At 67.7% G+C, this 25,011-nt stretch carries 23 protein-coding genes; 12 read left to right on the top strand and 11 right to left on the bottom strand.

Annotated elements, in window-relative coordinates; genetic code table 11:
• Positions 1 to 20: 20 nt before the first annotated feature.
• Both ACSYAO_RS09495 and ACSYAO_RS09490 read left to right on the top strand, forming a co-directional pair.
• Positions 21 to 1,223, top strand: coding sequence for an acyltransferase family protein (locus ACSYAO_RS09495; protein ID WP_049475981.1), 1,203 nt, complete (start codon positions 21 to 23; stop codon positions 1,221 to 1,223).
• Positions 1,224 to 1,232: 9 nt separating this feature from the next.
• Positions 1,233 to 2,219 carry a phosphatase PAP2 family protein gene (locus tag ACSYAO_RS09490; protein ID WP_049460697.1) on the top strand — a complete coding sequence of 329 codons (987 nt, stop codon included), beginning with the start codon at positions 1,233 to 1,235 and terminating at the stop codon, positions 2,217 to 2,219.
• A gap of 61 nt (positions 2,220 to 2,280) precedes the next feature.
• Here ACSYAO_RS09490 and ACSYAO_RS09485 read toward each other — a convergent pair whose 3' ends face one another.
• Entirely contained in the window at positions 2,281 to 5,193 is a 2,913-nt protein-coding gene (locus tag ACSYAO_RS09485) for a VIT domain-containing protein (protein ID WP_414574484.1), read from the bottom strand.
• Between the two features lie 144 nt (positions 5,194 to 5,337).
• The gene (recJ, locus tag ACSYAO_RS09480; protein WP_062605963.1) at positions 5,338 to 7,095 is read right to left on the bottom strand and encodes a single-stranded-DNA-specific exonuclease RecJ; all 1,758 of its coding nucleotides are present in this window, start codon (positions 7,093 to 7,095) and stop codon (positions 5,338 to 5,340) included.
• A 145-nt stretch (positions 7,096 to 7,240) separates the two neighbouring features.
• On the opposite strand from recJ, the gene ACSYAO_RS09475 reads away from it, so the two are divergent.
• Entirely contained in the window at positions 7,241 to 8,281 is a 1,041-nt protein-coding gene (locus ACSYAO_RS09475; protein WP_043035391.1) for a DUF1176 domain-containing protein, read from the top strand.
• Positions 8,282 to 8,591: 310 nt separating this feature from the next.
• On the opposite strand, the gene ACSYAO_RS09470 is transcribed toward ACSYAO_RS09475, so the two are convergent.
• The 5 genes from ACSYAO_RS09470 to ACSYAO_RS09450 form a co-directional block, all read right to left on the bottom strand.
• A complete protein-coding gene (locus tag ACSYAO_RS09470) occupies positions 8,592 to 9,509 on the bottom strand; it encodes a hypothetical protein (RefSeq protein WP_012480070.1) in 918 nt (305 codons plus the stop codon).
• Positions 9,510 to 9,513: 4 nt separating this feature from the next.
• Positions 9,514 to 9,990: a transcription elongation factor GreA gene (gene greA, locus ACSYAO_RS09465; RefSeq protein ID WP_005409483.1), complete on the bottom strand. Its 477-nt coding sequence runs from the start codon at positions 9,988 to 9,990 to the stop codon at positions 9,514 to 9,516.
• Positions 9,987 to 13,229, bottom strand: coding sequence for a carbamoyl-phosphate synthase large subunit (gene carB, locus ACSYAO_RS09460; RefSeq protein WP_049448962.1), 3,243 nt, complete (start codon positions 13,227 to 13,229; stop codon positions 9,987 to 9,989). Before carB ends, greA begins: the two co-directional genes overlap by 4 nt.
• A gap of 149 nt (positions 13,230 to 13,378) precedes the next feature.
• Positions 13,379 to 14,506 (bottom strand): glutamine-hydrolyzing carbamoyl-phosphate synthase small subunit, encoded by a 1,128-nt coding sequence (gene carA / locus ACSYAO_RS09455; RefSeq protein WP_005413213.1) that lies wholly within the window; start codon positions 14,504 to 14,506, stop codon positions 13,379 to 13,381.
• A gap of 335 nt (positions 14,507 to 14,841) precedes the next feature.
• Entirely contained in the window at positions 14,842 to 15,513 is a 672-nt protein-coding gene (locus ACSYAO_RS09450; protein ID WP_032966043.1) for a 4-hydroxy-tetrahydrodipicolinate reductase, read from the bottom strand.
• Between the two features lie 138 nt (positions 15,514 to 15,651).
• On the opposite strand from ACSYAO_RS09450, the gene ACSYAO_RS09445 reads away from it, so the two are divergent.
• The 4 genes from ACSYAO_RS09445 to ACSYAO_RS09430 all read left to right on the top strand — a co-directional run bounded on the left by ACSYAO_RS09445 (position 15,652) and on the right by ACSYAO_RS09430 (position 18,029).
• Complete coding sequence (locus tag ACSYAO_RS09445; protein WP_414486345.1) at positions 15,652 to 16,413, top strand: 3-oxoacyl-ACP reductase; 762 nt, start codon at positions 15,652 to 15,654, stop codon at positions 16,411 to 16,413.
• Between the two features lie 4 nt (positions 16,414 to 16,417).
• On the top strand, positions 16,418 to 16,813 hold the full coding sequence (locus ACSYAO_RS09440) for a MerR family transcriptional regulator (protein ID WP_049459818.1): 396 nt from the start codon (positions 16,418 to 16,420) through the stop codon (positions 16,811 to 16,813).
• A 55-nt stretch (positions 16,814 to 16,868) separates the two neighbouring features.
• Complete coding sequence (locus tag ACSYAO_RS09435) at positions 16,869 to 17,450, top strand: NAD(P)H-dependent oxidoreductase (RefSeq protein ID WP_005413208.1); 582 nt, start codon at positions 16,869 to 16,871, stop codon at positions 17,448 to 17,450.
• Positions 17,451 to 17,567: 117 nt separating this feature from the next.
• Positions 17,568 to 18,029, top strand: a complete 462-nt coding sequence (locus ACSYAO_RS09430; RefSeq protein ID WP_049459817.1) for a DUF4304 domain-containing protein — start codon at positions 17,568 to 17,570, stop codon at positions 18,027 to 18,029.
• Between the two features lie 54 nt (positions 18,030 to 18,083).
• Here ACSYAO_RS09430 and ACSYAO_RS09425 read toward each other — a convergent pair whose 3' ends face one another.
• The 3 genes from ACSYAO_RS09425 to ACSYAO_RS09415 are packed head-to-tail and all read right to left on the bottom strand — an operon-like array spanning position 18,084 to position 20,454.
• Positions 18,084 to 18,338, bottom strand: a complete 255-nt coding sequence (locus tag ACSYAO_RS09425) for a DUF6587 family protein (protein WP_005409475.1) — start codon at positions 18,336 to 18,338, stop codon at positions 18,084 to 18,086.
• A complete protein-coding gene (gene feoB, locus ACSYAO_RS09420; protein ID WP_049459816.1) occupies positions 18,338 to 20,203 on the bottom strand; it encodes a ferrous iron transport protein B in 1,866 nt (621 codons plus the stop codon). Before feoB ends, ACSYAO_RS09425 begins: the two co-directional genes overlap by 1 nt.
• A complete protein-coding gene (locus ACSYAO_RS09415; protein WP_005409473.1) occupies positions 20,200 to 20,454 on the bottom strand; it encodes a FeoA family protein in 255 nt (84 codons plus the stop codon). Before ACSYAO_RS09415 ends, feoB begins: the two co-directional genes overlap by 4 nt.
• Positions 20,455 to 20,573: 119 nt before the next feature.
• Between ACSYAO_RS09415 and ACSYAO_RS09410 the strand changes: the two genes are divergently transcribed.
• From ACSYAO_RS09410 to yeiP, 5 genes are all read left to right on the top strand, one after another.
• Positions 20,574 to 21,362, top strand: a complete 789-nt coding sequence (locus tag ACSYAO_RS09410; protein ID WP_005409472.1) for an enoyl-CoA hydratase/isomerase family protein — start codon at positions 20,574 to 20,576, stop codon at positions 21,360 to 21,362.
• A 2-nt stretch (positions 21,363 to 21,364) separates the two neighbouring features.
• Positions 21,365 to 21,766 carry a VOC family protein gene (locus ACSYAO_RS09405; RefSeq protein WP_043035388.1) on the top strand — a complete coding sequence of 134 codons (402 nt, stop codon included), beginning with the start codon at positions 21,365 to 21,367 and terminating at the stop codon, positions 21,764 to 21,766.
• Positions 21,763 to 22,659: a hydroxymethylglutaryl-CoA lyase gene (locus ACSYAO_RS09400; protein ID WP_076739001.1), complete on the top strand. Its 897-nt coding sequence runs from the start codon at positions 21,763 to 21,765 to the stop codon at positions 22,657 to 22,659. Before ACSYAO_RS09405 ends, ACSYAO_RS09400 begins: the two co-directional genes overlap by 4 nt.
• A gap of 100 nt (positions 22,660 to 22,759) precedes the next feature.
• Complete coding sequence (locus ACSYAO_RS09395; protein ID WP_005409469.1) at positions 22,760 to 23,530, top strand: SDR family oxidoreductase; 771 nt, start codon at positions 22,760 to 22,762, stop codon at positions 23,528 to 23,530.
• A 49-nt stretch (positions 23,531 to 23,579) separates the two neighbouring features.
• Positions 23,580 to 24,146 carry an elongation factor P-like protein YeiP gene (yeiP, locus tag ACSYAO_RS09390; protein WP_005409468.1) on the top strand — a complete coding sequence of 189 codons (567 nt, stop codon included), beginning with the start codon at positions 23,580 to 23,582 and terminating at the stop codon, positions 24,144 to 24,146.
• Positions 24,147 to 24,300: 154 nt separating this feature from the next.
• On the opposite strand, the gene ACSYAO_RS09385 is transcribed toward yeiP, so the two are convergent.
• On the bottom strand, positions 24,301 to 24,993 hold the full coding sequence (locus ACSYAO_RS09385) for a COG3650 family protein (protein WP_076739000.1): 693 nt from the start codon (positions 24,991 to 24,993) through the stop codon (positions 24,301 to 24,303).
• Positions 24,994 to 25,011: the final 18 nt, after the last annotated feature.

Below are 25,011 nucleotides of genomic sequence, written 5' to 3'. Positions count from 1 at the left end.
CTCTCCGGCACACCACCACCATGACCCGACGCTACGACATCGACGCCCTGCGCGTGTTCGCCTTCGCCCTGCTGATCCTCTACCACACCGCCATGGCCTACGTGGACGACTGGGGCTTTCACCTCAAGAGCGTGCATACCGCCGAATGGCTGCAGTGGCCGATGCTGTTCGTCAACCGCTGGCGGATGTCGCTGCTGTTCCTGATCTCGGGTATCGCCATCGCGCTGATGCGGCCGGAAGGCAGGTTGCTGCGCTTCGCCGGCCTGCGCACCTGGCGGCTGCTGCTGCCGCTGCTGTTCGGCATGTTCGTGATCGTGCCGATCCAACCCTACTGCGAAGGCGTAGCCAACGGCCACGTGGCACCCGGCTTCGGCCACTTCCTGCTGCGCTATTGGCAGGTGCGGCCGTGGCCGGAAGGGAGCTTTGCCGGTTGGCAGTACGGCATCACCTGGAACCATCTGTGGTACCTGGCGTATCTCTGGAACTACACGCTGGCCCTGGCCCTTTTGATGCCGTTGCTGGGAACGGCGGTGGTGCGCCGCGCGGTGGCGTTCTGCGCAGCATCGCCGATGCTGCTGATCGGCCTTCCGTCCGCCCTGCTGCTGGCCTGGGTGATCTGGCTGGAGCCGATCTACCCGTCCACCAATGCCCTGCTCAGCGACTGGTACCAGCACGCGAAGTACGCAACCGTATTCCTGGCCGGCTACCTGCTGGGTCGTGAGCCGGTGTTCTGGCAGCGCGTGGTCGCCCTGCGCCGCACCACGCTGTGGCTGGCGCTTGCTGCCGTTGGCTGGTATCTGGGGTTGCGCATCCTCGGCCAGGTGCTGCCCGCCGACTCACCGCTGCGGCAATGGCCCGAACCGTTCTGGGACCTGCAGGGCCGGGCCAGCCAGTCGCTGTACGTCTGGACCGCGCTGCTGAGCATCCTCGGCTGGGGCAAAGTCTTCCTCGACCGCCCGTTCCGCTGGCTGCCGTACTGCACCGAGGCGATCTATCCCTGGTACATGCTGCACCAGAGCCTGATCATCGCCCTGCTGTTCTGGCTCAAGCCGTTGCAACTGGGTCCTTGGCTGGAGCCGTCGCTACTGCTGGGCGGCACCGTCGGCGGCTGCATGCTGATCCACGAACTGCTGATCCGACGCTCCCGCTGGCTGCGGCCCCTGTTCGGCCTGAAGGCCGATCCGCTATCGTCACCGGCGGTACGCGCCGCCACGGCGCGATGAGGACAACGGATGTTCCAGACCCACTGGCACCTGTGGCTGCAGCAGACCTTCGACGGCGGCTGGATGCTGGCGCTGATGCAGTTCATCAGCCTGCTCGGCTACGAAATGGCCTACACCGCGCTGATCCTGCTCTGCGCGTTCGGCGCACGATTGCGCGCCGGCCTGTGCGTGATGCTGGCGGTACTGATGATGGCCTGCGCCACCCACGCGATCAAGCAGGGTGCCGCCCTGCCCCGCCCATCGGACGTGGATGCACGCGTGCTGGACAAAGGGGTGCCGTCGCATCCGTTCGTGGTCGATGGCGGAGGGCACACGTTCTGGTCCCTGCCTGATTCCCGGGCCACCGCGATGCTGCGCGCGCAGCCCGATGCCGACTATGGCTTCAACAGTGGCCACGTCGGCGTAGCCACCGCCGCCGGCGTGGGCCTGCTGCTGGCGTTCGGCATCCGCCGCCGCTGGCTGCGCTGGGCATTGGCGTTCGGTTGGCCACTGCTGATGGCGGTGTCACGGATGTACCTGGGCCGGCATTTCCTGGCCGACGTGCTGGCCGGCTGGCTGGTCGGCATCGGTGTTGCGTTGCTGGCGTGGCAGTTGATGCCAGGCATGCGCTCAAACCAGCGTTGGCAGCTGCCGGTCCTGCCGGGGCTGGGCGTGCTGATGGCCTGGGCGGCGGTAACCACCCGCTTCGTTCCGGTGGGTGAAGCCGGTCGACTGCTCGCACTGGGCCTGCTGGTGGCGTGGCTGCAATGGCGTGGCTGGCCGAAGGACCCGCAGGGTATCGTGCAGCGGATATTGCGCGTGTTGGGCGTGGTGCTGATCTACCTGCTGGCGCGGCCGTTGATCGACTGGCTTGCCGGAACTGCGGCGCTGCCGGAGGTACCGGCGACCGAGCTGCTGTGGCAGACCGTGGGCACGCTGTTGATCCTCGGCGGCGGCGTGGCGCTGACGCGGTGGATTCCGCGCCAGCGCCTTCCAGCAGTCGAAGACGTGCGGTAGATCCACGCCATGCGCGGACAGGCCCTTCCCCGGCTGTGCAGCCGCCGGGCATGGCCCGGCACTACCGCACCTCGAATTCGCCCACCAGCACGGTTTCGGCGCGATCCTTCAACCGCATCGTGACCATCTGGTCCTTTTGCTTCGACGTGCCCCAGTGGGTGGTCAGGCGCAGCATCAGCGTCGTCGCCCCGGTCACCAGCTGCTGGCGGCTGCCGAAGTAGTTCGCCTCCACCTTGTACTTGCCCGGCTTGGCATTGCGTAGCGAGAACTGCTCGGGACCATAGCCGCCGGTGAAGTCCTGCGACATCTGCCCGCCCTGGTAGGTCAGGCGGTTGCCGTAGTAGGCGCGCTCGCCGTTCGGGTCGGTCACCCACAGGTCCATGTCGCTGTTGTCGGCGTCCCACGACAGCACCACGCGCAGGTCCAGTGGCATTGCCTGCAGCAGGCGCGGGTCGATGCTGGTGGTATCCAGCCGGGGCGTGCTGCGGGCCACCAGGTTGGTCAGTTCATCCAATGCGATCAGGGCGATGCCATCGAAGCGGCTGTCCCACGGCCGCACCACCACCTGGTACAGCGGCGCCAGCGCCTGCTGCGGCTTGCCGGCCGCTGCCAGTGCCAGGCCCAAGTCGCGGAAGCTCTGCGGCTCTTCCTGGCCCATCGCCAGCACCTGCTCGAACACCGGCACCGCCAGTGCGGGGGCATCAGCCTGCATCAGCCGGTAACCGAGCACGCGCAGCAGGTGCCGGTTGTCCAGGTCCATCTCGGCCAGGTTCGACAGCACACGCAGTGCCAGGTCGCGCTGACCCTGCTCCAGCAGCAGGTCGGCTACGTCGAGGAAGAACGCGCTGCTGTCGGCATGCGCATCGCGCTCGGCCAGGTAGCGGTCATACAGTTGCGACGCCGGGCCCTGGCGCAGGCGCCGGGCGATGGCCGAATCCGACTGCCAGGCCGCCAGCTGGATACCGAGCTCGCCCTCGTTGGCGGCAGCGGGCGCAGCGACACGACCACCAGTGACCGTGATTGAATCCAGGGCCTTGTTCGATGCAGGCGCCGAGCGACGTGCACGCGCGCTGCTGGCTTCCATGCGCTGCTCGGCGGCGGCGGCCAGCGGTGCCGGGGCGGGCGGTGCCGCAGGGGCCGGCGCGGCGAGCATTGCCACCGGCGCCGATTCCATCGCGTAGCCCGCCGAGGCCACTTCCAGCGCCCCGCCCTTCGCCTGCGGCGGCACACCCTTCGGCCAGCTGCGGCTCCACCACTGCTGGCGCTCCTTCCAGCGTGCCGCCACTTCATCCATGCGCTCGCGATCAGCAGCGGCGCGATCTCTTACCTGCACTGCAAACCTGGCGTCGTACCCGGCGCGCAGCGTGCCCGAAGGGCGGATCGCATAGCGCAGGTAGTCCTCCAACGTCTCCAGCACGATCAGCGAGGTGTCCGGGCCGACCAGGCCAAACTGCTGCGACAGCCGCTGCATCGCCTCGCGGTTGCCACGGCGGTCGGCGGCCAGCTGCTGCAGGCGCGCCTGCGCCCACAAGCCCGCCAGCAGTTCTCCGTCGTTGCTCTTCTGCGTGGCGGGCAGCGCCTGCCATTCGCCGCCACCCACGCGCACCCGCATCGGCACACTGTCGGCCGCCAGTCGTGCATGCAGCCACAACCAGCCCTGGGCTTCACTGCGACGATCGATCACCACGTCCTGCACGCCGCGCCCTGCATCGACCTGCACATCCAGCGGCGACGACAGCAGCTCGCGCGCCGCCGCATCAACATCCTCGCCCAGCGCAACGAAGCGGCCGCCACGCGCTTCGGTCCAACCACGCAGTCGCACGGCATCGGTGCGCGCACCGGCGCTGCTGACCGCAAACAGGCGTTGATCCGGCGCCATCGCCGGCAGCTGTTCCGGCCCGTAGGTCAACAGCCCATCGCTGACCAGCAGGTACTCCTTCACGCCCGGCTGCGACTGCCACTGCGCCAGCGCGCTGGCACCGTCCGGGCGCACCGCCTGCAGTGCTGCGCGCAGCTCGTTCCAGTTACCGGCGCGGATGCGGAAGCGACGCACCGGTTCAGCGCGATCACGCAGCACGGTCAAGGCCACGGTGCCGTCACCCAGCGCTGCGAAATAGCGATCCAGCAGGGCGAACTCACGCGTGCGATCGCGCTGCCCCGCCGAACCGGAGCCGTCCCAAAGCAGGCCGATCTCGCTGGGCAACGTGCGGGGTGTACTGCTGGCCGCCACCGGCAGCTGTGCCAACAGGTAGTGCCCATCCTGCCAGGGCGCCACCTGCACCTGTGCGTGGCGGGCTGCCGGCAGGTTCCACTGGAGTTGCTTCGGCAGCTGCGCACCCTTGCCCTGCCACTGCAGCTGGCCCGCGCTGATGCGGAATGGCGCAGTACCTGCGGTGGCCGCGTCGGGAGCATGCACCTTCAGTTCAACCGAGGCTGCACCGGCGGCGAACTGCAGCGGCAGCGTCCACTGCCAGCTTTGGCCGGCGAAGGCCAGCGGTTCGCGGATCACCAGCTGCACACGCCGACTGCCACCGGCCGGCAGCGGGTAGACGCGCAGGCGGAACTGGTTGCCGGCGGTCTGTTCCAGCAGGCCCGGATCGACACCACGGCGGGCGATTTCCTCGAACACCTGGCGGCCGCGGTCCTTGGCCACCGGCACCGCGTCACGCATCTCGCCGTTGATATCCAGCGCGAAGCCGGTGATCTGCTGGCCATCAGCCAGCGGGAACTGCAGCTCACCCTCCAGCACACGACGGTTCGGGTTGTGGAATTCCAAGGTGATCCGGGTCTGGGCAACGCCGGCCTGGACCTCGCCTTCGATGCGGGCGTGTCGCAGTTGGACCGCCTGCTCGGCAGCCGGGGCAATCAGCAACGGCGTGCTGGCCTGCGGCCGGGAGATCGGCGGCGACTGCGCGCCAGCGGGCCAGGCCGCAAGGGCCAGCAACAACACAGTGCAGCAACGGGCGAAGACCATGACAGGACTCCAGTGGGATCGTGGATCGTTGAACGCACCAGCAACCGTAACGGGGTTGGCGGGCCCCCAAAAAGGGGACGGAGGGGATTAAGTCGCAATTGGCAAACAAGGCAAAAGCGGCTTAATCCCCTCCGTCCCCTTTTTTTAGGCGGGCAGGCAGTGTTCGATGATCAGCTGGATGGCGCTGCCGCCACGGTAGTCATCGCAGGCCAGTCGGTAGGCCAGGTGGACGTGACGTGATGGCGCGTTGCCGTGCCAGCCGCCGAAATGAATGGCGTTGATCGTGCCGGGTACGCCCGGCAGGCGCAGTTCCAGCTTGAGGTGGCGTTCCTTCAGTACTCGCCAGTTGGCCACTTCGAAGTGGCCGTCGAACAGTGGCTCGGGGAAACCCTGGCCCCACGGCCCGGCCAGGCGCAGCGCATCGGCGTGGCGATGGTCCAGCTCATCCGCCGCCAGTTCGCCGTCACTGAGCACCTGCTGCTGCAGTGCGGCCGGATCGAGCATCTCCAGCACCACGGCGACGAAGGCGGCCTTGAAGTCATCGACGTGATCCAGCCGCATGCTCAGCCCGGCCGCCATGGCATGCCCACCGAAGCGCTCGATCAGGCCCGGATGGCGCGCATCGACCAACGCCAGCGCGTCACGGATGTGCAGGCCGGGAATGGAGCGCGCCGAGCCACGCAGGGTGTCGGCGCCCGGTTCGGCCGGGGCAAAGGCGATCACCGGGCGATGCAGGCGATCCTTCATCTTCGAAGCGACCAGGCCGACCACACCGGGATGCCAGTCGGCATCGAACAGGCAGGCCGCGACCGGTCGCTGACCGGCCATGTCCAGCACCACGCGGGTCAAGGCCTGCTCGGCGTCGTCAGTCATCGACTGCTGGACGGCGCGCCGTTCCGAGTTGATCTGCTCCAGCGTCTGCGCGATCTCCCGCGCCTGGCGCGGGTCTTCGGTCAGCAACAGCGCGATGCCCAGCGCCATGTCTTCCAGCCGGCCCGCCGCGTTCAGGCGTGGGCCGAGTGCGAAGCCGATGTCGGTGGCGGTCAGCCGCGCCGCGTCACGGCCGCTGGCTTCGATCAGCGCTCGCAGACCGACGCAGCCCTGCCCCGCGCGCAGACGGCGCAGGCCCGCGCTGACCAGTGCCCGGTTGTTCGGATCCAGCGCCACCAGGTCGGCGACGGTGCCGACCGCCACCAGGTCCAGCAGCGTGGTCAGGTCCGGCCCCTTGCCATCGGCGAAGACGCCGGCCTCGCGCATGTGACGGCGCAGCGCCATCAGCACGTAGAAGATCACACCGACGCCGGCCAGCGACTTGCTGGGGAACGCATCACCGTCGAGATTGGGATCGACGATGACATCGGCCGGCGGCAGCTGCGGCCCGGGAAGGTGATGGTCGGTGACCAGCACCTGCCAGCCCCGCGCCTTGGCCGCGATCACGCCCGCATGGCAGGCGATGCCGTGGTCGACCGTGACCAGCAGGTCCGGCTGCAGCGCGGCCAGCTCCTCCACCAGAGAAGGTGACAGGCCGTAGCCGTGCACCATGCGGTTCGGCACCGCGTGGAAGACGTGTTGCGCGCCGAGCATGCGCAGGCCACGCACGCCGACCGCACAGGCGGTGGCGCCATCGCAATCGAAATCGCCGACCACCAGGATGCGCTTGTCGTTGGCGATGGCCTCGATCAGCAGACCCACCGCATCATCGATGCCGGTCAGCAGCTCCGGCGCGTGGAGGCTGCCCAGCTTCGGCAGTGCCAGCTCTGGCGTACCGGCGCCGCGGCTGGCATAGAGTCGCGCCAGCAGTGGCAGCGTGCCGTCTGGCCAGCTGCCGGGTACGACCGCATCGCGGCGGCGGATCATCGGCGTATCAGAGGACGGCTGCGCAGCATCGGCGGCAAGGGACATCGGCATCGCCGGGTTGCGGAAGACATCCCCATGATAGCGCGGGGTCGGATCTCTCTGCCCGCAGGAGGCTCCACCCCGATCGCTGGCATTTGGAATCTGCCAGCCTATCTTCCATGCTTGTCGGCCCGGAAATGGACTTCAACGCATGCATCGTACGCTCCTTCCCGCGCTGCTGGGCCTCGCCCTGGCCCCGGCCACCCACGCCGCCACGCCCGAACCGAAGGCCGGCGTGCAGTTCCAACACAACGACTGGTCGCTGGCCTGTGACAACACCGGCACCTGCCGCGCCGCCGGCTACAGTCCGGAACAACCCGGCAATCTGCTCAGCCTGATGCTGGAACGCGTGGGCGGCCCGGGTACGAAGGTGCTCGCGCGGCTGCGCAACGGCGAGGATGGCGAAAGCGCGACGCCGACCGGGGCGCTGCGCCTGCGCCTGAACGGCAAGGACCTGGGCCCGGTGCGCGACACCGGCGACGGAGATCAAGTACTGCTGCAGCAGGGACAGACCGATGCGCTGGTCGCCGCGCTGCCGCGCCACGCACGCATCGACATCATCGACGGCAAGGGCAAGGCGTGGCCGATCTCCGACAGCGGTGCAGCGGCCGTACTGCTGAAGATGGACGAGGCCCAGGGCCGGCTGGGCACACCCGGTGCGCTGGTGCGGCGTGGCGACAAGCCCGAAGCGAGCGTGCCTGCGGCGTTGCCGGTGCCAGTGATCATGCGCGGCACGCTGATGGCACCGCGCGCCTCGGACGCGGCACTGGCGAACGCACCGGGCCTGCGCAAGGCACTGATCGCCAGCCTGCCGAAGCCGGATGAGTGCGGCCGCCTGAGCGAGGGTGGGACAGACGAGATCGAGATCCAGCGACTGGACGCCCAGCATGTACTGGCAAGCACCAGCTGCTTCATGGGTGCCTACAACTTCAGCAGCGGCTACTGGGTAGTGCAGGACAAGGCGCCGTACCAGGCGAAGTTCGTGACCTCCAACGCGGAGGACTTTGATCGCGATGACGCGACGCTGCGCGGGCGCTTCCGTGGGCGCGGCATCGGTGACTGCTTCTCCGGCCACGACTGGGCCTGGGATGGTGCGCGATTCGTGAAGAGCGGCGAGTTCACCACCGGGCAGTGCCGCGGCGTGGCGGGAGGGCATTGGCAGCTGCCGACCGTGGTCAGCACGGTGAGGTGATTGTTTGCAGGGCTGCGCCCTGCACCTGCCGAAGCAACATCCGAAGCAACAGCAACAGCGGGGAGTCCGTGGGTTGGCGGGGCGGTGTCGGATTGCGGGGACGCCGCAAGTACGTCCCTGTAGGCTTGGCAGCCGCATCCATGCGGCTGACACCCCGCAATCCGACACCGCCCCACCTTCGACAGGTTCACGCCGCTGCTGGTAGGTGTCGACCTTGGTCGACACATCTTTCAGATATCGATAGACAAAATGGGGTCAGAGCCGTTTTCCCTAGGAAAACGGATCCGACCCCGCTCGGCCGAGGCCCCGATCAGTCGTGAAGCTGGCGCGGCTTCTTCCAGAACTGCCAGCGCTGTCCGCGATCCAGCTGGAACTGCAGGCCGTCCTCGAAATCCAGCACCAGCCGCTGCAGCTCGCCGCGCTTCAGCGCGGCCAGCAGCGGACGGATCGCATCGTTGCCGAGCTGCTGCAGCGAGCGCAGCTGGCGCAGATCAACCAGTGCATCCACCGCCTGCTCGCCATCCACGGCTACGCCAGCCGCAAGAGCCAGGCCCTGCAGCAGCGCATCGCGGCTGCGCACCTGCGCATGCGGCGTGCTGACCGATACCGGCATCACGCCACCACCCCAGAACCACAGCGAATTGATCGGCTGTTGTCCCTGCGCGGCGCGCTGCTGGTTCCAGGAATGGTTGTGCAGCAGTACCTGCGCTTCGGTCATCAGCGCCCGCCAACGGCGGCCGACCTCGCCTTCCGGCAGGTGCGAGAACAGGTCATCGCCCAGCACCTCGTCCGGACTGTCGAAGTCCGGCAGGGCCAGGTCGATCGGCAGGCGCAGGTACCAGCGCGAAGGGTCCGGTGCGTCGAGCACGAATCCGGCATCGGCGAACAACGGCTGCAGCACCGGCAGCAGGGCCAGGCAGTCGGCCAGGGTCGGTCGCAGCGTTTCGCCGTAGGCCATCATCCGCGCGCCATGCATGTCCGGCACCATGCAGGCCGGATCGGCACGCAGCCAGCTGGCGCCAGCGGCATCGCCGACGTCGCGCTGGCGGGTCAACGCGGCCACCGGCCATTGCGGCGCGGCGACCGTGAAATGGCGCGTCAGCTGCGCGCGTTCACCCGGTGCGACCTGCACCGTCGTGGCGCGGCCAAGCGCGCGCGCCACATCGTCCGGCAGCGCAGCCGCGGCAAAGCGGCTGCGTGCCGGCAACAGCAGGGTCGCCGTTGCCACCGGGTCAGTCCACGTAGCTGACGCTGACGATCTCGTACTCGCGCTGGCCGGCCGGGGCGTCGATCACGATCGAATCACCTTCCAGCTTGCCGATCATCGCGCGCGCCACCGGCGAGGAAATCGCGATCAGGCCCTGCTTGATGTCCGCCTCCAGGTCACCGACGATCTGGTACTTCTTCTCTTCGTCGGTTTCCACGTCGGCCAGCGTCACGCTGGCGCCGAACACCACCTTGGAGCCGGCATTGAGCTTGCTCACGTCGATGATCTCGGCGTGCGACAGCTCGCCTTCGAGCTGCTTGATGCGGCCTTCGATGAAGCCCTGTTCCTCGCGCGCGGCGTGGTACTCGGCATTCTCCTTCAGGTCGCCATGCTCACGCGCTTCGGCGATGGCGGCGATCACCTTGGGGCGCTTGACCGACTTCAGGTGATCCAGTTCGTCGCGCAGCTTCTGCGCGCCCTTCATCGTGATGGGGGCTCTCATGCATTCAACTCCTTGTGCAGCTCCTGCAGCGACCAGACGGGGCCGGTGCCGCGGAATTCCAGTGAATCCACCAGCGCCTTGGCGCCGGCAATGGTGGTCGAGTAGGTGACGCGATGCTGCAGCGCCTCGCGACGGATCGAGAACGAGTCGTTGATCGCCGAACGACCTTCGGTCGTGTTGACGATGTAGACGATCTCGCCGTTCTTGATCGAGTCGACGATGTGCGGACGGCCTTCGACCACCTTGTTGATGATCTCGCAGTCCATGCCGTGCTGCTGCAGCCACGCGGCGGTGCCACGGGTCGCGACCAGGCTGTAGCCACGCGCCAGCAGCGCCTTGGCCACCGGCAGCACGCGCTTCTTGTCCGGATCGCGGACCGAAACGAAGGCCTTGCCGACCGGCGGTGCCTTGATGCCACCGGCTTCCTGCGCACGCGCGAAGGCGGCGTTGAAGCTGCGGCCCACGCCCATCACCTCACCGGTGGAGCGCATCTCCGGCCCGAGGATCGGGTCGACGCCCTGGAACTTGGCGAACGGGAAGATCGCTTCCTTCACCGAGTAATAGTCCGGCACGATTTCCTTGGTCGCGCCCTGCTCGGCCAGGCTCTTGCCGGCCATGCAGCGCGCCGCGATCTTGGCCAGCGGCATGCCGGTGGCCTTGGACACGAACGGCACGGTGCGCGAGGCACGCGGGTTCACTTCCAGCAGGTAGATGGTGTCGGCACCTTCATCGCTGGTCTGGATCGCGAACTGGGTGTTCATCAGGCCCACCACGTTCAGGGCCTTGGCCAGCTCCACCACCTGGCGGCGCAGTTCGGCCTGGGTTTCAGCCGACAGCGAGTACGGCGGCAGCGAGCAGGAGGAATCGCCCGAGTGCACGCCGGCTTCTTCGATGTGCTCCATCACGCCACCGATCAGGACGTTGCCCTCCTTGTCGGCGATGATGTCGACGTCGCACTCCACGGCGTTGTCGAGAAAGCGGTCCAGCAGCACCGGCGAATCGTTGGACACCTTCACCGCGTCGCGCACGTAGCGGGCCAGGTCGGCTTCGCCGTAGACGATTTCCATCGCACGGCCGCCCAGCACGTAGCTCGGGCGCACCACCAGCGGGTAGCCGATCTCGCGGGCCAGCAGCAGCGCTTCCTGGTCGTTGCGGGCGATGCGGTTCGGCGGCTGCTTCAGGCCCAGCTTGTCGACCAGCTGCTGGAAGCGCTCGCGGTCCTCGGCCAGGTCGATCGAATCCGGGCTGGTACCGATCACCGGCACGCCGTTGGCTTCCAGCGCGCGCGCCAGCTTCAGCGGGGTCTGGCCGCCGTACTGCACGATCACGCCCTTCGGCTGTTCCAGCTCGACGATTTCCAGCACGTCTTCCAGGGTCAGCGGTTCGAAGTACAGGCGATCGGAGGTGTCGTAGTCGGTCGACACGGTTTCCGGGTTGCAGTTGACCATGATGGTTTCATAGCCATCCTCGCGCAGCGCCAGTGCCGCGTGCACGCAGCAGTAGTCGAACTCGATGCCCTGGCCGATGCGGTTCGGGCCACCGCCCAGGATCATGATCTTGTCGCGGTTGCTCGGCGCGGCCTCGCACTCGTCCTCGTAGGTCGAGTAGAGGTAGGCGGTACCGGTGGAGAATTCACCGGCACAGGAGTCCACGCGCTTGTAGACCGGGCGCACCTTGTGCGCACGACGCAGCGCGCGGATGGCGGCTTCGTTGGTGCCGGTCAGCTGCGCCAGGCGGGCGTCGGAGAAGCCGGCGCGCTTCAGCTTGCGCAGGCGTGCAGCGTCCAGCGCGTCGATGCCACCCGCGGCGACGTCAGCTTCGGCAGCGATGATTTCCTCGATCTGGTCCAGGAACCAGTGATCGATGAACGACAGCGCGTAGATCTCTTCCACGCTCATGCCGGCGCGGAATGCATCGGCGACGAAGAACAGGCGCTCCGGACCCGGTGCCTTCAGTTCGCGGCGCAGGGTCTGCAGGTCGTCTTCGTTGCCCAGGTCCAGGCCGGTCGGGTCGAAGCCGACCTTGCCGGTTTCCAGGCCACGCAGGGCCTTCTGCACCGACTCCTGGAAGGTGCGGCCCATCGCCATCACCTCACCCACCGACTTCATCTGGGTGGTCAGGCGGGCGTCGGCGGCCGGGAACTTCTCGAAGGCGAAGCGCGGGATCTTGGTGACGACGTAATCGATGGACGGCTCGAACGAGGCCGGGGTCAGGCCGCCGGTGATCTCGTTCTTCAGTTCGTCCAGGGTGTAACCCACGGCGAGCTTGGCGGCGACCTTGGCGATCGGGAAGCCGGTGGCCTTGGAGGCCAGCGCCGAGGAACGCGACACGCGCGGATTCATCTCGATGACGACCACGCGGCCGGTCTTCGGGTTGATGCCGAACTGCACGTTCGAGCCACCGGTATCGACGCCGATCTTGCGCAGCACGGCGATGGAGGCATCGCGCAGGCGCTGGTATTCCTTGTCGGTCAGGGTCTGCGCCGGGGCCACGGTGATCGAGTCACCGGTGTGCACGCCCATCGGGTCGAGGTTTTCGATCGAGCAGACGATGATGCAGTTGTCCGCGGTATCGCGGACCACTTCCATCTCGAACTCCTTCCAGCCCAGCACCGACTCTTCCACCAGCACTTCGGTGGTCGGCGACAGTTCCAGGCCACGGCTGACGATCTCGACCAGCTCTTCGCGGTTGTACGCGATGCCGCCACCGCTGCCGCCCAGGGTGAAGCTGGGGCGGATGATGGTCGGGTAGCCAACGCGGGTCTGGATCTCCAGCGCTTCGTCCAGGGTGTGGGCGACGGCGGCGGTCGGGCATTCCAGGCCGATCTCACCCATGGCCACGCGGAACAGCTCGCGGTCTTCGGCCATGCGGATCGCTTCGCGCTTGGCGCCGATCAGTTCGACGTTGTACTTCTCCAGCACGCCGTTGTCGGCCAGGTCCAGCGCGCAGTTCAGCGCGGTCTGGCCACCCATGGTCGGCAGCAGCGCATCGGGCTTTTCCTTGGCGATGATCTTCTCGACCGTCTGCCAGTTGATCGGCTCGATGTAGACGGCGTCGGCCATCTCCGGGTCGGTCATGATCGTGGCCGGGTTGCTGTTGACCAGCACCACGCGGTAACCCTCGTCACGCAGGGCCTTGCAGGCCTGGGCGCCGGAGTAGTCGAACTCGCAGGCCTGGCCGATGACGATCGGGCCAGCACCGATGATGAGGATGGTCTTGAGGTCAGTGCGCTTGGGCATTTTCTTCTCTAAGTCAGTACAGCGTGACAAGGGGGAGTGATCGCACGCTGTCGATCAGGAATCTTGAACCGCAGCGCCGCGCCAGGGGCAGCAGCGATGCGGGGTTTACGGTCCATCGCGACGCCACCGGGGGGCCGGCGGCGTACTGATCACGCCTTGGCCTGCTCCATCAGCACCACGAAGCGGTCGAACAGCGGGCCGACATCGGTCGGGCCCGGCGACGCTTCCGGATGGCCCTGGAACGAGAACGCCGGCACGTCGGTGCGGGCCACGCCCTGGTTGGTGCCATCGAACAGCGAGCGGTGGGTCACGCGCAGGGTCGGCGGCAGGGTCGCTTCATCGATCGCGAAGCCGTGGTTCTGCGAGGTGATCATCACCCGGCCGCTGTCCAGGTCCTGCACCGGGTGGTTGGCACCGTGGTGGCCGTGGCCCATCTTCATGGTCTGCGCGCCCGAGGCCAGGCCCAGCAGCTGGTGGCCAAGGCAGATGCCGAAGGTCGGGATCTTCACGTCGATGAAGGTCTTGATCGCTTCGATGGCGTAGTCGCACGGTTCCGGGTCACCCGGGCCGTTGGACAGGAACACGCCATCCGGCTTCAGCGCCAGCACTTCGGCGGCCGGGGTCTGTGCCGGCACCACGGTCACTTCGCAGCCGCGCTCGGCCAGCATGCGCAGGATGTTGGTCTTCACGCCGAAATCGTAGGCCACGACCTTGTACTTGGCCGGCACGCTGACGAAGGCATTGGCATCCAGGTCCAGCTGGCCCTCGGTCCAGGTGTAGGTCTTCTCGGTAGTGACGACCTTGGCCAGATCCATGCCCTTCAGCCCCGGGAACTTGCGGGCGGCTTCCAGTGCCTTTTCCACGTCGATGTCGCCGGCCATCAGCGCACCGTTCTGCGCGCCCTTCTCGCGCAGGATGCGGGTCAGCTTGCGGGTGTCGATGCCGGCGATGGCAACCACGCCACGCTGGATCAGCCAGTCCTGCAGCGACACCTGGCTGCGCCAGTTGCTGGGGCGACGCGGAACATCGCGCACGATCAGGCCGGCCGACCACACCTTGGACGCTTCATTGTCCTGGTCGGTCATGCCGGTGTTGCCGATATGCGGATAGGTCAGCGTGACCATCTGCCGGGCGTAGGACGGGTCGGTCAGCACTTCCTGGTAGCCGGTCATGGCGGTGTTGAACACCACCTCACCGACGGACAGGCCGGGCGCGCCTACGGATTCGCCCTCGAATACGGTGCCGTCTTCGAGGACGAGGATTGCGGCTTGGGTCACGGGAATCTCACTTTGGCTACCGAGGGGGCTGCCGAAGTCACGCCTGCGCTTCACGGAAATCCGGTTGCAAAAAAGCGCGGACGTGCGGTCTGGGACCGGTCCGGCTTTCGTGATTCGGCGAGTGCGAATTGTAGCGCTGCCGGGGCGCTCGCGCCAGCGGTTATCGCGCTTCATGAACGGGCGATTGCGCATTCATTTCAATCCGGCGGCGTATGCGGGCCGGAGGTGGGGTCGGATCCTTTCCCGAATCGGAAAGGCTCTGACCCCAGGCGCCCTCGGATGGGGTCAGAGCCCTTTCCGCAGGAAAGGGATCCGACCCCAGGAATCAGCCCGCCTTACTGCAGCAGGTCCCGTACCCGGTAGCTGCCCGGGGCGCGGCCCTGCAGCTGGCGGGCGGCGAACAGGGCGCCGCGGGCGAAAATGTCGCGGTTGGTGGCCCGATGCACCAGCTCGATGCGCTCGCCCAGACCGGTGAACTGCACCAGGTGCTCGCCCACGATGTCACCGGCACGCAGGCTGGCGTAGTGCGGCTCTGCCCCGCCCCGCTGCGCGGCCGCGCCCAGGGTCAGTGCAGTGCCCGACGGCGCGTCCTTCTTCTGGGTGTGGTGCGATTCGACGATGTCACAGTCCCAGCCGGCCAGCGCCTGCGCCGCGCGCTCGACCAGCTCGTCCAGCACCGCCACGCCCAGGCTGAAGTTCGAGGCCCAGACCAGCGGGATCCTCGCCGCCGCCGCCTCCAGCGCCTGGCGCTGCGTGCTGGAGATGCCGGTAGTGCCCGAGACCAGCCCCGCACCACGTTCCACGCACAGTGCCAGCATCGGGTCGAAACCCTCCGGCAGGCTGAAGTCGATCGCCACGTCGAATGCCGGCGCACCGGGCAGCTCGCTGGCCGCGAAGAACGGTACGCCATCGACCACGCGCTGGGCCGGCGCACGACCCGTCACCGCAGCGGCGATCTGCAGGGTTTCGGGATGTTCGGCGGCCAGCCGCAGCAGGGCCTGGCCCATGCGCCCGGAGGCACCGTGGATGAGCAATCGCAGGGGAGTCTGGTTCATGCCTGCAGGCTAGCGGCAGCACGCCCGCTCCGGCAAGCGCCATCGCTGCTACGCTGCATGCCCTTTCATGCAATGGATGGCAGTTCCCTCATGCAGATCAGTGAACAGCTGGTGCTTGTCACCGGTGCCGGGCGCGGACTTGGCCAGCACATCGCCCGCGCCTTCGCCGCGCAGGGCGCGCGCGTCATCATCAACTACCACCGAAGCGAAGGCGCTGCACGTGCTCTGGCTGCCGAGCTGGGCGGACAGGCGATCGCGCTGCCGGCCGATGTCACTGAGCGCGCCGAGGTCGATGCAATGCTGCAGCACGCCCTCGCCCACTTCGGCCAGGGCGTCACCACCGTAGTCAACAACGCACTGGCAGCGTTCTCGTTCAATGGTGATGCCCGCGACGGCGCCGCCGACATCGGCTGGCCGGCGTTCCAGGCGCAGTTCGAGGGCAGCGTGCGCGGCGCGCTGAACACCGTGCAGGCCGCCCTGCCCGGCATGCAGGCCCGTCGCTTCGGTCGGGTGATCAACATCGGCACCAACCTGTTCCAGAATCCGGTGGTGCCCTATCACGACTACACCGCCGCCAAGGCCGCACTGCTGTCGCTGACCCGTACCCTGGCCGGCGACCTCGGCCCGCATGGCATCACCGTGAACATGTTGTCGGGCGGCCTGCTGCGCACCACCGATGCCAGCGCCGCCACCCCGGAAGCAGTGTTCGACTACATCGCCGCCAACACGCCACTGCGCAGCGTCACCACGCCGGCCGAGTTCGCCGATGCCGCGCTGTTCTTCGCCAGCCCCTGGTCGCGCGCGGTGACCGGTCAGAACCTGGTGGTCGATGGCGGGCTGGTGCGGGACTGAGTCGATGCGCATCTCCGAAGTCAGCCGCCTGACCGGCGCCAGTGCCAAGGCCATCCGCCTGTACGAGGCGCGCGGACTGCTGCCGCCGGTGCCACGCCTGAACCGCTATCGCGACTACAGCGAACAGGACGTGGCCTGGGTGCAGCTGATCCGCCAGGCACTGGGGCTGGGCATCACCCTGGCCGCGATCTCACGCCTGCAGGGCCGCGATGGACGGCTCGACTGGCCAGCGGTACTGGCCTTGCTGGAGGAGCAGCGCGGCCGCATTGCCGACGAGCGGATGCGGCTGGCACAGGTCGAGCGCGACCTGCAGCTGGTCAGCGACGAACTGCAGCAGTGGCTGCACTCCGGCAGCGGCGACTGCATCCTGGAACCCAGCGGCTGCACCACCCCGGTTTGACTCTGCCCCTGGGGCAGACCCCAACCTCGCGCACTTTCCATTGCGCGAGGTTGCCGTGTCCCGTTCCATCCTGATCCTGCTGGGCCATCCTGACCGTGACAGCCTGTGCGGCGCCCTCGCCCAGCGCTATGCCACCGCCGCCGAGAATGCTGGCCACCGGGTGCGCCTGATCGCGCTGGGTGACCTCCAGTTCGACCCGGTACTGCGCCACGGCTACCGTCAGATCCAGCCGCTGGAAGCCGACCTGCAGGACGCCGCGGAAGCGATCGAGGCCTGCGATCACCTGGTGCTGGTCTACCCCACCTGGTGGGGCGCGATGCCGGCACTGCTGAAGGGCTTCTTCGATCGCGTGCTGCTGCCGGGGTACGCCTTCCGCTACCGGCGCGATTCGGTGTGGTGGGACCGGCTGCTGGCCGGGCGCAGCGCGCGGGTGATCACCACGCTGGATACGCCGCCCTGGTACTACCGCTGGATCTACCGCGACCCGGGCGTCGCCCAGATCCGCGCCACCATCCTGCAGTTCTGCGGCATCCACCCGGTGCGTGTCAGCCGCCTTGGCGCCGTACGCAGCAGTACACCGGCACAACGCAGCAAGTGGCTGGCGCTGGCGGCGGACCTGGGCTCACGCGCCTGGTAGATCCACGCCATGCGTGGATGAAATGCTGGCCAGTGTTCCGCGTGTCGCGTTTGCCAATTGACCGCCAGGCACCGCACCTCAAGGCTGTGGCCCCCTGTTCCGGCCCGGGCAAAGCCCATGAAATCCTCGACTGTCTTCAGCAAGTGCGCCAGGAAGACCGGCTTTGCCGGGACCACGACTACCCGCTACCGCTTGCTGGATGACGCCCTCCTTGTCGTGAATCACCAGCGTGCCAGCGAAAGCCGGGGTTTCTATGTGAATGCTGGACTCTACTTTCCAGAGCTGCTCAAGCATCCCCTCGCACCTGACGATCTTGAAACGGCTTTCAGGTACCGCTCCAGCATTCCCACGCCCCACGTCGACTGGCGGATTGAAGAGACACCAGGCCTGCGCCGGGCCTTCATCCAGCAGGATCTTGAAGACCTGCTGCAGGCTGGTAACCGCGACGGACTGAAAGGCCTGCTGCTCGATGCCCTTGCCGACGTGGCCGGCTTCGCGGCAACCCATGGGAACCGGGAATCGGTGCGGCGATTGAATCGGGATGGACGCTTCCGGGCGATCATCCGCAGAGAGGTCTGAACCCCGGAAGCGTGCGAACCAAGGTTCGCACCCACCAGCGCAGGAGAAGCAGCGTCAGTGCCGCTTCGGCGGAGTCGGCCCGCAACTGTCGCAACCGCCACAGGCACCGCCACTTCCGCTCGCCGGTGGCGCGACCTTCCGCCCCAGCGCCTGCAGCCAGGCGGCGCGACCGGGCTTCAGCAGGGCCAGCGCCAACGCCCCGCGCAGCTTGCGCACGGTACCGGGGAACTGCTTCTTCAGCACCACCCAGGCACTGACCAGCACGGCCACCGCGATGATCAGGTACTGGATCAGCAGCCCGGCATCCATCAGCCGCCTCCCAGCGCCCTGGTCACCTGGTAGGTGATCAGCGCGGCCACGTAGGCCGCCGCGAACAGGTAGAACGCAGCGAAGCCCATCTGTTTCCATGAGTTGGTCTCGCGCTTGATGGTGGCCAGCGTCGAGATGCACATCGGGGCGTAGATGTACCAGACCAGCAGCGACAGTGCGGTGGCCAGCGACCAGCCATCGCTGATCAGCGGGGTCAGTGCCTGGCTGGCGGCATCGTCATCGGCTGCCGACAGCGCATACACGGTGGCCAGCGAAGACACCGCCACCTCACGCGCGGCCAGGCCCGGGATCAGCGCGATGCAGATCTGCCAGTTGAAGCCCAGCGGCGCGAAGAACACAGCCATTGCATGGCCGATCTGGCCGGCGTAGCTGTAATCGATCGCGGGCATGGTGGCCCCCGCCGGTGCTGCCGGGAACGACAACAGCACCCACAGCAGGATGGTCAGCGCCAGGATGATGCCGCCAACGCGCTTGAGGAAGATCATGCCGCGCTCGTACAGGCCGACCGCCAGGTCACGCACGTGCGGCAGGCGGTACGACGGCAGTTCCAGCATCAGCGGATGCTCGCTCTTGTCGCGGCGCCACTTCTTCATGATCCACGACATCGCCAGCGCGCTGAGGATGCCGGCCGCGTACAGGCCGAACAGCACCAGGCCCTGCTGGTTGAACACGCCCCATACCGTCTTCTGCGGAATGAACGCACCGATCAGCAGCGCGTACACCGGCAGGCGTGCGGAACAGGTCATCAGCGGCGCCACCAGGATCGTGGCCAGGCGGTCACGCGGGTCCTGGATGCTGCGCGTGGACATGATGCCCGGCACCGCGCAGGCGAAGCTGGACAGCAGCGGGATGAACGAGCGGCCGGACAGCCCGGCGGCGGCCATCATGCGGTCGAGCAGGAACGCCGCACGCGGCAGGTAGCCGGATTCCTCCAGCACCAGGATGAAGAAGAACAGGATCAGGATCTGCGGCAGGAACACCACCACGCCACCGACACCGGCGATGATGCCGTCGGTCAGCAGGCTGGCCAGCGGGCCTTCCGGCAGCACGCTGCCGACGAAGGCGCCGAGCCAGGCGAAACCGGCCTCGATGGCGTCCATCAGCGGCGTCGCCCAGGCGTACACCGCCTGGAAGATCAGGAACATCACCACCGCCAGGCTGATCAGCCCGAACACCGGGTGCAGCAGCCAGCGGTCCAGCGCGTCGTCGATCTTCGCGGTCCGCGCCGGCATGCGCACGGCCACCGACAGGATCTCGCGCACCTTGGCGTGGTAATCGAGCCCACCTTCCGGGCCCGGCACCGGTGCATCCAGGTGCGGGACCATCGCATCCAGGCGTTCGACCAGAGCCTTGGCGCCCTGCTTGCGCACCGCCACGGTCTCCACTACCGGCACGCCCAGCTCGCGCTCCAGCGCGGCCACGTCCACCTGGATGCCACGGCGCTGGGCCGCATCAACCATGTTCAGCGCCACCACCATCGGCTTGCCCAGCTCGCGCAGTTCCAGCGCGAAGCGCAGGTGCAGGCGCAGGTTGGTGGCGTCGATCACGCACAGCAGCACATCCGGCGCAGCTTCGCCCGGGTAGAAGCCCCGGCACAGGTCACGGGTGATCGCCTCGTCCAGGCTGGCCGGATGCAGGCTGTAGGCGCCCGGAAGGTCGAGTACCGCGAACTCGCGGCCGGACGGCGCACGCAGACGGCCTTCCTTGCGCTCGACGGTGACGCCGGTGTAGTTGGCAACCTTCTGCCGGCTGCCGGTCAGCTGGTTGAACAGTGCGGTCTTGCCGCTGTTGGGGTTACCAACCAGCGCAACGCGCAGGGGGGCGGTAGTGGCAGTAGCAGTCATGCGCGTCGTTCCTGGCTGGCGGCGTCGACCACGACCCGCTTGGCTTCACTGATCCGCAGCGCGAAACGGGTGAACCCGACCTGCACCAGCAGCGGCTCTCCCCCCACCGGACCCTTGGCCACCAGGCGCACTTCCTCGCCCTTCACGAAACCCAGCTCGCGCAGGCGACGGGCGATGGCATCGTTGGCATGCAGGTCCTGCACGGACTCGACCACGGCCGAGGTGTGCAGCGGCAGTTCGGACAGCGTCATCTAGCGTGTTCTCTGCTGGATGTAAATGGTTCTCGATTCTAACATTCCCGCGTCGCGTCATGGCCCATGACCAATGGCCCGCTATGATCCATACAGGTATGGAGTGACCCTGGAATCCCATGAACGATGCTTTGCAGATCGAGCGCAGCGGCGCCGTCCTCACCCTCTGGCTGAACCGGCCGGAGCTGCACAACGCCTTTGACGCCGGGCTGATCGCCCGGCTGACCGCCGCACTGGAGGCCGCCGGCCACGATGCTTCGGTGCGCGCGGTGGTGCTGGCCGGCCACGGCGCCTCCTTCTCGGCCGGTGCCGACATGCAGTGGATGCGCGGCATGGCGGCGGCCAGCGAAGCCGATAACCGCGAGGACTCGCTGGCCCTGGCCCGGCTGATGCGCACCCTGGACGAGCTGCCCAAGCCGACCCTGGCCCGGGTCCATGGCGCGGCCTTCGGCGGCGGCGTCGGCCTGGTCGCCTGCTGCGACATCGCCATCGCCAGCACCTCGGCCCGCTTCGGCTTGACCGAAAGCCGCCTCGGCCTGCTGCCGGCGGTGATCTCGCCCTATGTGATCGAAGCCATCGGCCCGCGCCAGGCCCGTCGCTGGTTCGCCACCGGCGAGCATTTCGACGCCGACACCGCGCTGCGCATCGGCCTGGTCCACCAGCTGGTCGAGCCCGAACGCCTGGACGAGGCCGTGCAACGCCAGCTGGCCCTGCTCGACAAGGCCGGCCCGATCGCCTCGTCCACCGCCAAGCAACTGGTCCGCCAGGTCCGCGACAGCCATGACCGCGACACCCTGGATCGCGATAATGCCGCCCTGATCGCGCGCCTGCGGGTGTCGGCCGAGGGCCAGGAAGGCCTGGGCGCCTTCCTCGACAAGCGCGCCCCCCATTGGGTCACGGAAGCCTGAACATGCTCGATCATCTTGGTTTGACCAGCGCCGACCTGGCGCGCAGCAAGGCCTTCTTCCTGCAGGCACTGGCGCCACTGCAGATCGGCGTGGTGATGGAAGTGACCGCCGAACAGACCGGCGCGCATGACCACATCGGCTTCGGCAGCGACGGCAAGCCGTTCTTCTGGCTTGGCAATGGCGGCACCGCCAGCCATGGCGTGCATGTGGCCTTCGCCTGCGCCAGCCGCGACCAGGTGGACGCCTTCCATGCCGCCGCCCTCGCCGCCGGTGGCCGCGACAACGGCGCCCCGGGCCTGCGCTCGTGGTATCACCCGGACTACTACGGCGCCTTCGTGCTGGACCCGGATGGCAACAACATCGAGGCGGTCTGCCACCGCCCTGCCAATGGGGCAACCGCATGAGCGACTACGTCCGCATCGTCGAGGTCGGGCCGCGTGACGGCCTGCAGAACGAGAAGCAGTCGGTCTCCACCGGCGACAAGATCGAACTGATCAACCGTCTGTCGGCCACCGGGCTGCGCAGCATCGAGGCGACCAGCTTCGTCAGCCCGAAGTGGATCCCGCAGCTGGCCGATGCCGCCGAGGTCTACGCCGGCATCCAGCGCCGGCCCGGCATCCACTACCCGGTACTGGTGCCGAACGAACAAGGCTACGACCACGCCCGTGCGGTGGGCGCGGAGGAAGTGGCGGTGTTCACCGCCGCGTCCGAGGCGTTCAACCGCACCAATACCAATGCCGGCATCGATGAATCGCTGGCGCGCTTCGAGCCGATCCTGCGCCGTGCCGCCGCCGATGGCGTGCGCGTGCGCGGCTACGTCTCCACCGTGCTCGGCTGCCCCTACCAGGGCGAAGTGCCGCTGGCTGATGTGGTGCGCGTTGCACGCGCCCTGCACCAGATGGGCTGTTACGAAATCTCGCTGGGCGACACCATCGGCGTCGGCACCCCACGCAAGGCACGGGCGATGCTGCAGGCGGTCGCTGCCGAGATTCCGATGGAAGCACTGGCCGTGCACTTCCACGACACCTACGGCCAGGCCATCGCCAACATCGCCACCTGCCTGGAAGCAGGCGTGCGCGTGGTCGACAGTGCGGTGTCGGGTGCCGGTGGCTGCCCGTATGCCAAGGGCGCCAGCGGCAACGTCGCCAGCGAAGACGTGGTCTACCTGCTGCAGGGCCTCGGCCTGGACAGCGGCGTGGACCTGCCGGCACTGGCCGAGACCGGCCGCTGGCTGGCCGGCCTGCTCGGCCGCGCCACCGCCAGCCGCACCGGGCAGGCGCTGGCCGCCGCCGGTTGACCGCCGCGCTGCGCCGCCCCGCAAAGGCGGCGCAGTGCACAACAGCGGCGGTCGCGGCTTCCGTTAGAATCGGCGGTTCTCGAACCTGCAGGACCGTTCAATGCAGCTGTCTTCCGTACGTGCCGTGATCACTGGCGGCGTCTCCGGCCTCGGCCTGGCCGTGGCCCAGCACCTCGTCGCCCAGGGCGGCAAGGTGGCCCTGTTCGACCTCAACGACGACAAGGGCGCTGCCGCCATTGCCGGGCTGGGTGCCGACAAGGCCCGCTATTTCAACGTCAACGTCAGCGATGAGGCGGCGGTGACCGCGGCCATCGACCAGGCCCACGATTTCCTCGGCGGCCTGAACGTGGCGATGAACTGCGCCGGCATCCTGGGCGCCGGCCGCGTGCTGGGCAAGGAAGGCCCGATGCCGCTGGCCGGCTTCCAGGGCACGGTGATGGTGAACCTGGTCGGCAGCTTCAACGTGGCCAAGGCCGCGGCCAACCGCATGCAGCACAACGAAGCGGGCACTGACGGCGAGCGCGGCGTGATCATCAACACCGCCAGCATCGCCGCCTATGAAGGCCAGATCGGCCAGGCCGCGTATGCCGCCAGCAAGGGTGGCGTGGTCTCGATGACGCTGCCGATGGCACGCGAACTGTCGCGCTTCGGCATCCGCGTCAATACGATTGCTCCGGGCGTGTTCTGGACGCCGATGGTCGACGGCATGCCCGAAGCCGTGCAGCAGTCGCTGGCCGCCTCGATTCCGTTCCCGTCGCGCCTGGGCAAGCCGGAAGACTTCGCCAGCCTGGTCGGCTTCATCCTCGGCAACACCTACCTCAACGGCGAGACCATCCGCCTGGACGGCGCTACCCGCCTCGCTCCGAAGTGATTCCCCCCGGGCGCCGGGACGGCGCCCTCCCCCAACGACCTAGATCACCATGAAAGCCAACGACATCAAGAAGGGCAACGTCGTCGAGTACAACAACGGCGTGTACCAGATCCGCGACATCGAGCGCAGCTCGCCGCAGGGTCGCGGCGGCAACGTCCGCTTCCGCTTCATCATGTACAGCGTGCCGGGCGGCAACAAGCTCGATGCCAGCTTCGATGCCGACGACAACCTGGTCGAGGTCGAACTGCTGCGCCGCCAGTCCACCTATTCGTACAAGGACGGCGACGCGTTCGTGTTCCTCGATGACGAGGACTACACCCCCTACACCCTGGACGCGGACGTGATCGGCGACGACGCTGGCTACATCACCGATGGCCTGACCGGCATCTACGTGCAGGTGATCGACGAGCAGCCGGTGGCGATCCAGCTGCCGGCCTCGGTGGTGCTGGAAGTGATCGAGACGCCGCCGGAACTGAAGGGTGGCACCGCCACCAAGCGCCCGAAGCCGGCCAAGCTCAACACCGGCATCGAGATCATGGTGCCGGAGTACATCGTCAACGGCGAACGCGTGCTGGTGAACACCGCCACCGGCGAATTCGCGGGCCGTGCCGACTAATCGCCTCGCGCTGATCGGCTGCCTGTCCCTGCCTGCGGCGCATTCGCCGCAGGCAGGCCATCGGATGTAGCAGTCGTGTAGCACCGAGCCCACGCTCGGCTGCTGTGCGTTGGACAGGGACTGCAGCCGAGCGTGGCTCGGCTCTACAGGTAGCTTACGGCTGCTTCGCGCCGAAATTGCCGCAGCCGTGGTACTGGCGGGTGCCGATGGTCAGGTTCACCTTGGCATCGAACGCCTCGCCACTCATGTCGTCCTGGCAGGTCATGCGCTGGAAGCTGAGCTTGACGTCGGTGCCATCGGACGCCTTGCCACTCCAGCCGTCAGCACCTGCGGTGGGCTGGGCGACATCGAAACGACGCTCACCGTAATCCACTTCCACCTGCAGGCCCGGCGTGTCGCCGTCGACAACCGCCAGCCAGCCCGGCTCATTGCCGGTGGCACGGAACGCGGCATTGCCGGCGCTGCCATCGCCTTCAGTGGCTTCGACCGCATGGCACTCGCGATCGGCTTCGCCCTTCAGGCTCAACAGGCCGTCATCGCTGCCCTTGGTCCAGAAGCTGTTGCCCTTGCCATCGCCGTACTTGGCACCCGACGCCGCACGCTCGGAGCTCATGGCGAAGGTGCGTTCGCCGATCACCACCGTGGCCGCATCCTCGCCATTGAAGGTCGCGCGCACGCTCAGATCACCACACTGGTACGTGGTCTCGCTGCCACCTTCGGTGCTGGCGCTCGGCTGCGGCGCGGCAGGCGGGGCGTCATTGCCGCCTGCGGCGGGCGGCTGGGCCGGCTGGCACGCGGCCAGCACCAACCCGAGGGAGGCTGCCAACAGACTGGGAACTACACGCATGGCTCGACTCCTTGTCGA

Origin of the sequence: Stenotrophomonas sp. STK16_22, assembly GCF_051984505.1 — a bacterium.
Classification (GTDB): domain Bacteria; phylum Pseudomonadota; class Gammaproteobacteria; order Xanthomonadales; family Xanthomonadaceae; genus Stenotrophomonas; species Stenotrophomonas maltophilia_A.
This window is presented reverse-complemented; position numbering and strand designations above follow the sequence as displayed.

Coding starts and splice junctions, on each gene's coding strand:
- yeiP (WP_005409468.1), top strand. CDS start 23,580: ATGAAAGCCAACGACATCAAGAAGGGCAACGTCGTCGAGTACAACAAC.
- ACSYAO_RS09395 (WP_005409469.1), top strand. CDS start 22,760: ATGCAGCTGTCTTCCGTACGTGCCGTGATCACTGGCGGCGTCTCCGGC.
- ACSYAO_RS09385 (WP_076739000.1), bottom strand. CDS start 24,993: ATGCGTGTAGTTCCCAGTCTGTTGGCAGCCTCCCTCGGGTTGGTGCTG.
- ACSYAO_RS09495 (WP_049475981.1), top strand. CDS start 21: ATGACCCGACGCTACGACATCGACGCCCTGCGCGTGTTCGCCTTCGCC.
- ACSYAO_RS09425 (WP_005409475.1), bottom strand. CDS start 18,338: ATGGATGCCGGGCTGCTGATCCAGTACCTGATCATCGCGGTGGCCGTG.
- carB (WP_049448962.1), bottom strand. CDS start 13,229: ATGCCCAAGCGCACTGACCTCAAGACCATCCTCATCATCGGTGCTGGC.
- ACSYAO_RS09490 (WP_049460697.1), top strand. CDS start 1,233: ATGTTCCAGACCCACTGGCACCTGTGGCTGCAGCAGACCTTCGACGGC.
- ACSYAO_RS09415 (WP_005409473.1), bottom strand. CDS start 20,454: ATGACGCTGTCCGAACTGCCGCTGCACACCTCGGCCGTGGTCGAGTCC.
- greA (WP_005409483.1), bottom strand. CDS start 9,990: ATGAGAGCCCCCATCACGATGAAGGGCGCGCAGAAGCTGCGCGACGAA.
- ACSYAO_RS09430 (WP_049459817.1), top strand. CDS start 17,568: ATGAAATCCTCGACTGTCTTCAGCAAGTGCGCCAGGAAGACCGGCTTT.
- ACSYAO_RS09405 (WP_043035388.1), top strand. CDS start 21,365: ATGCTCGATCATCTTGGTTTGACCAGCGCCGACCTGGCGCGCAGCAAG.
- ACSYAO_RS09485 (WP_414574484.1), bottom strand. CDS start 5,193: ATGGTCTTCGCCCGTTGCTGCACTGTGTTGTTGCTGGCCCTTGCGGCC.
- ACSYAO_RS09410 (WP_005409472.1), top strand. CDS start 20,574: ATGAACGATGCTTTGCAGATCGAGCGCAGCGGCGCCGTCCTCACCCTC.
- ACSYAO_RS09450 (WP_032966043.1), bottom strand. CDS start 15,513: ATGGGCCAGGCCCTGCTGCGGCTGGCCGCCGAACATCCCGAAACCCTG.
- ACSYAO_RS09475 (WP_043035391.1), top strand. CDS start 7,241: ATGCATCGTACGCTCCTTCCCGCGCTGCTGGGCCTCGCCCTGGCCCCG.
- ACSYAO_RS09445 (WP_414486345.1), top strand. CDS start 15,652: ATGCAGATCAGTGAACAGCTGGTGCTTGTCACCGGTGCCGGGCGCGGA.
- ACSYAO_RS09440 (WP_049459818.1), top strand. CDS start 16,418: ATGCGCATCTCCGAAGTCAGCCGCCTGACCGGCGCCAGTGCCAAGGCC.
- recJ (WP_062605963.1), bottom strand. CDS start 7,095: ATGTCCCTTGCCGCCGATGCTGCGCAGCCGTCCTCTGATACGCCGATG.
- ACSYAO_RS09400 (WP_076739001.1), top strand. CDS start 21,763: ATGAGCGACTACGTCCGCATCGTCGAGGTCGGGCCGCGTGACGGCCTG.
- feoB (WP_049459816.1), bottom strand. CDS start 20,203: ATGACTGCTACTGCCACTACCGCCCCCCTGCGCGTTGCGCTGGTTGGT.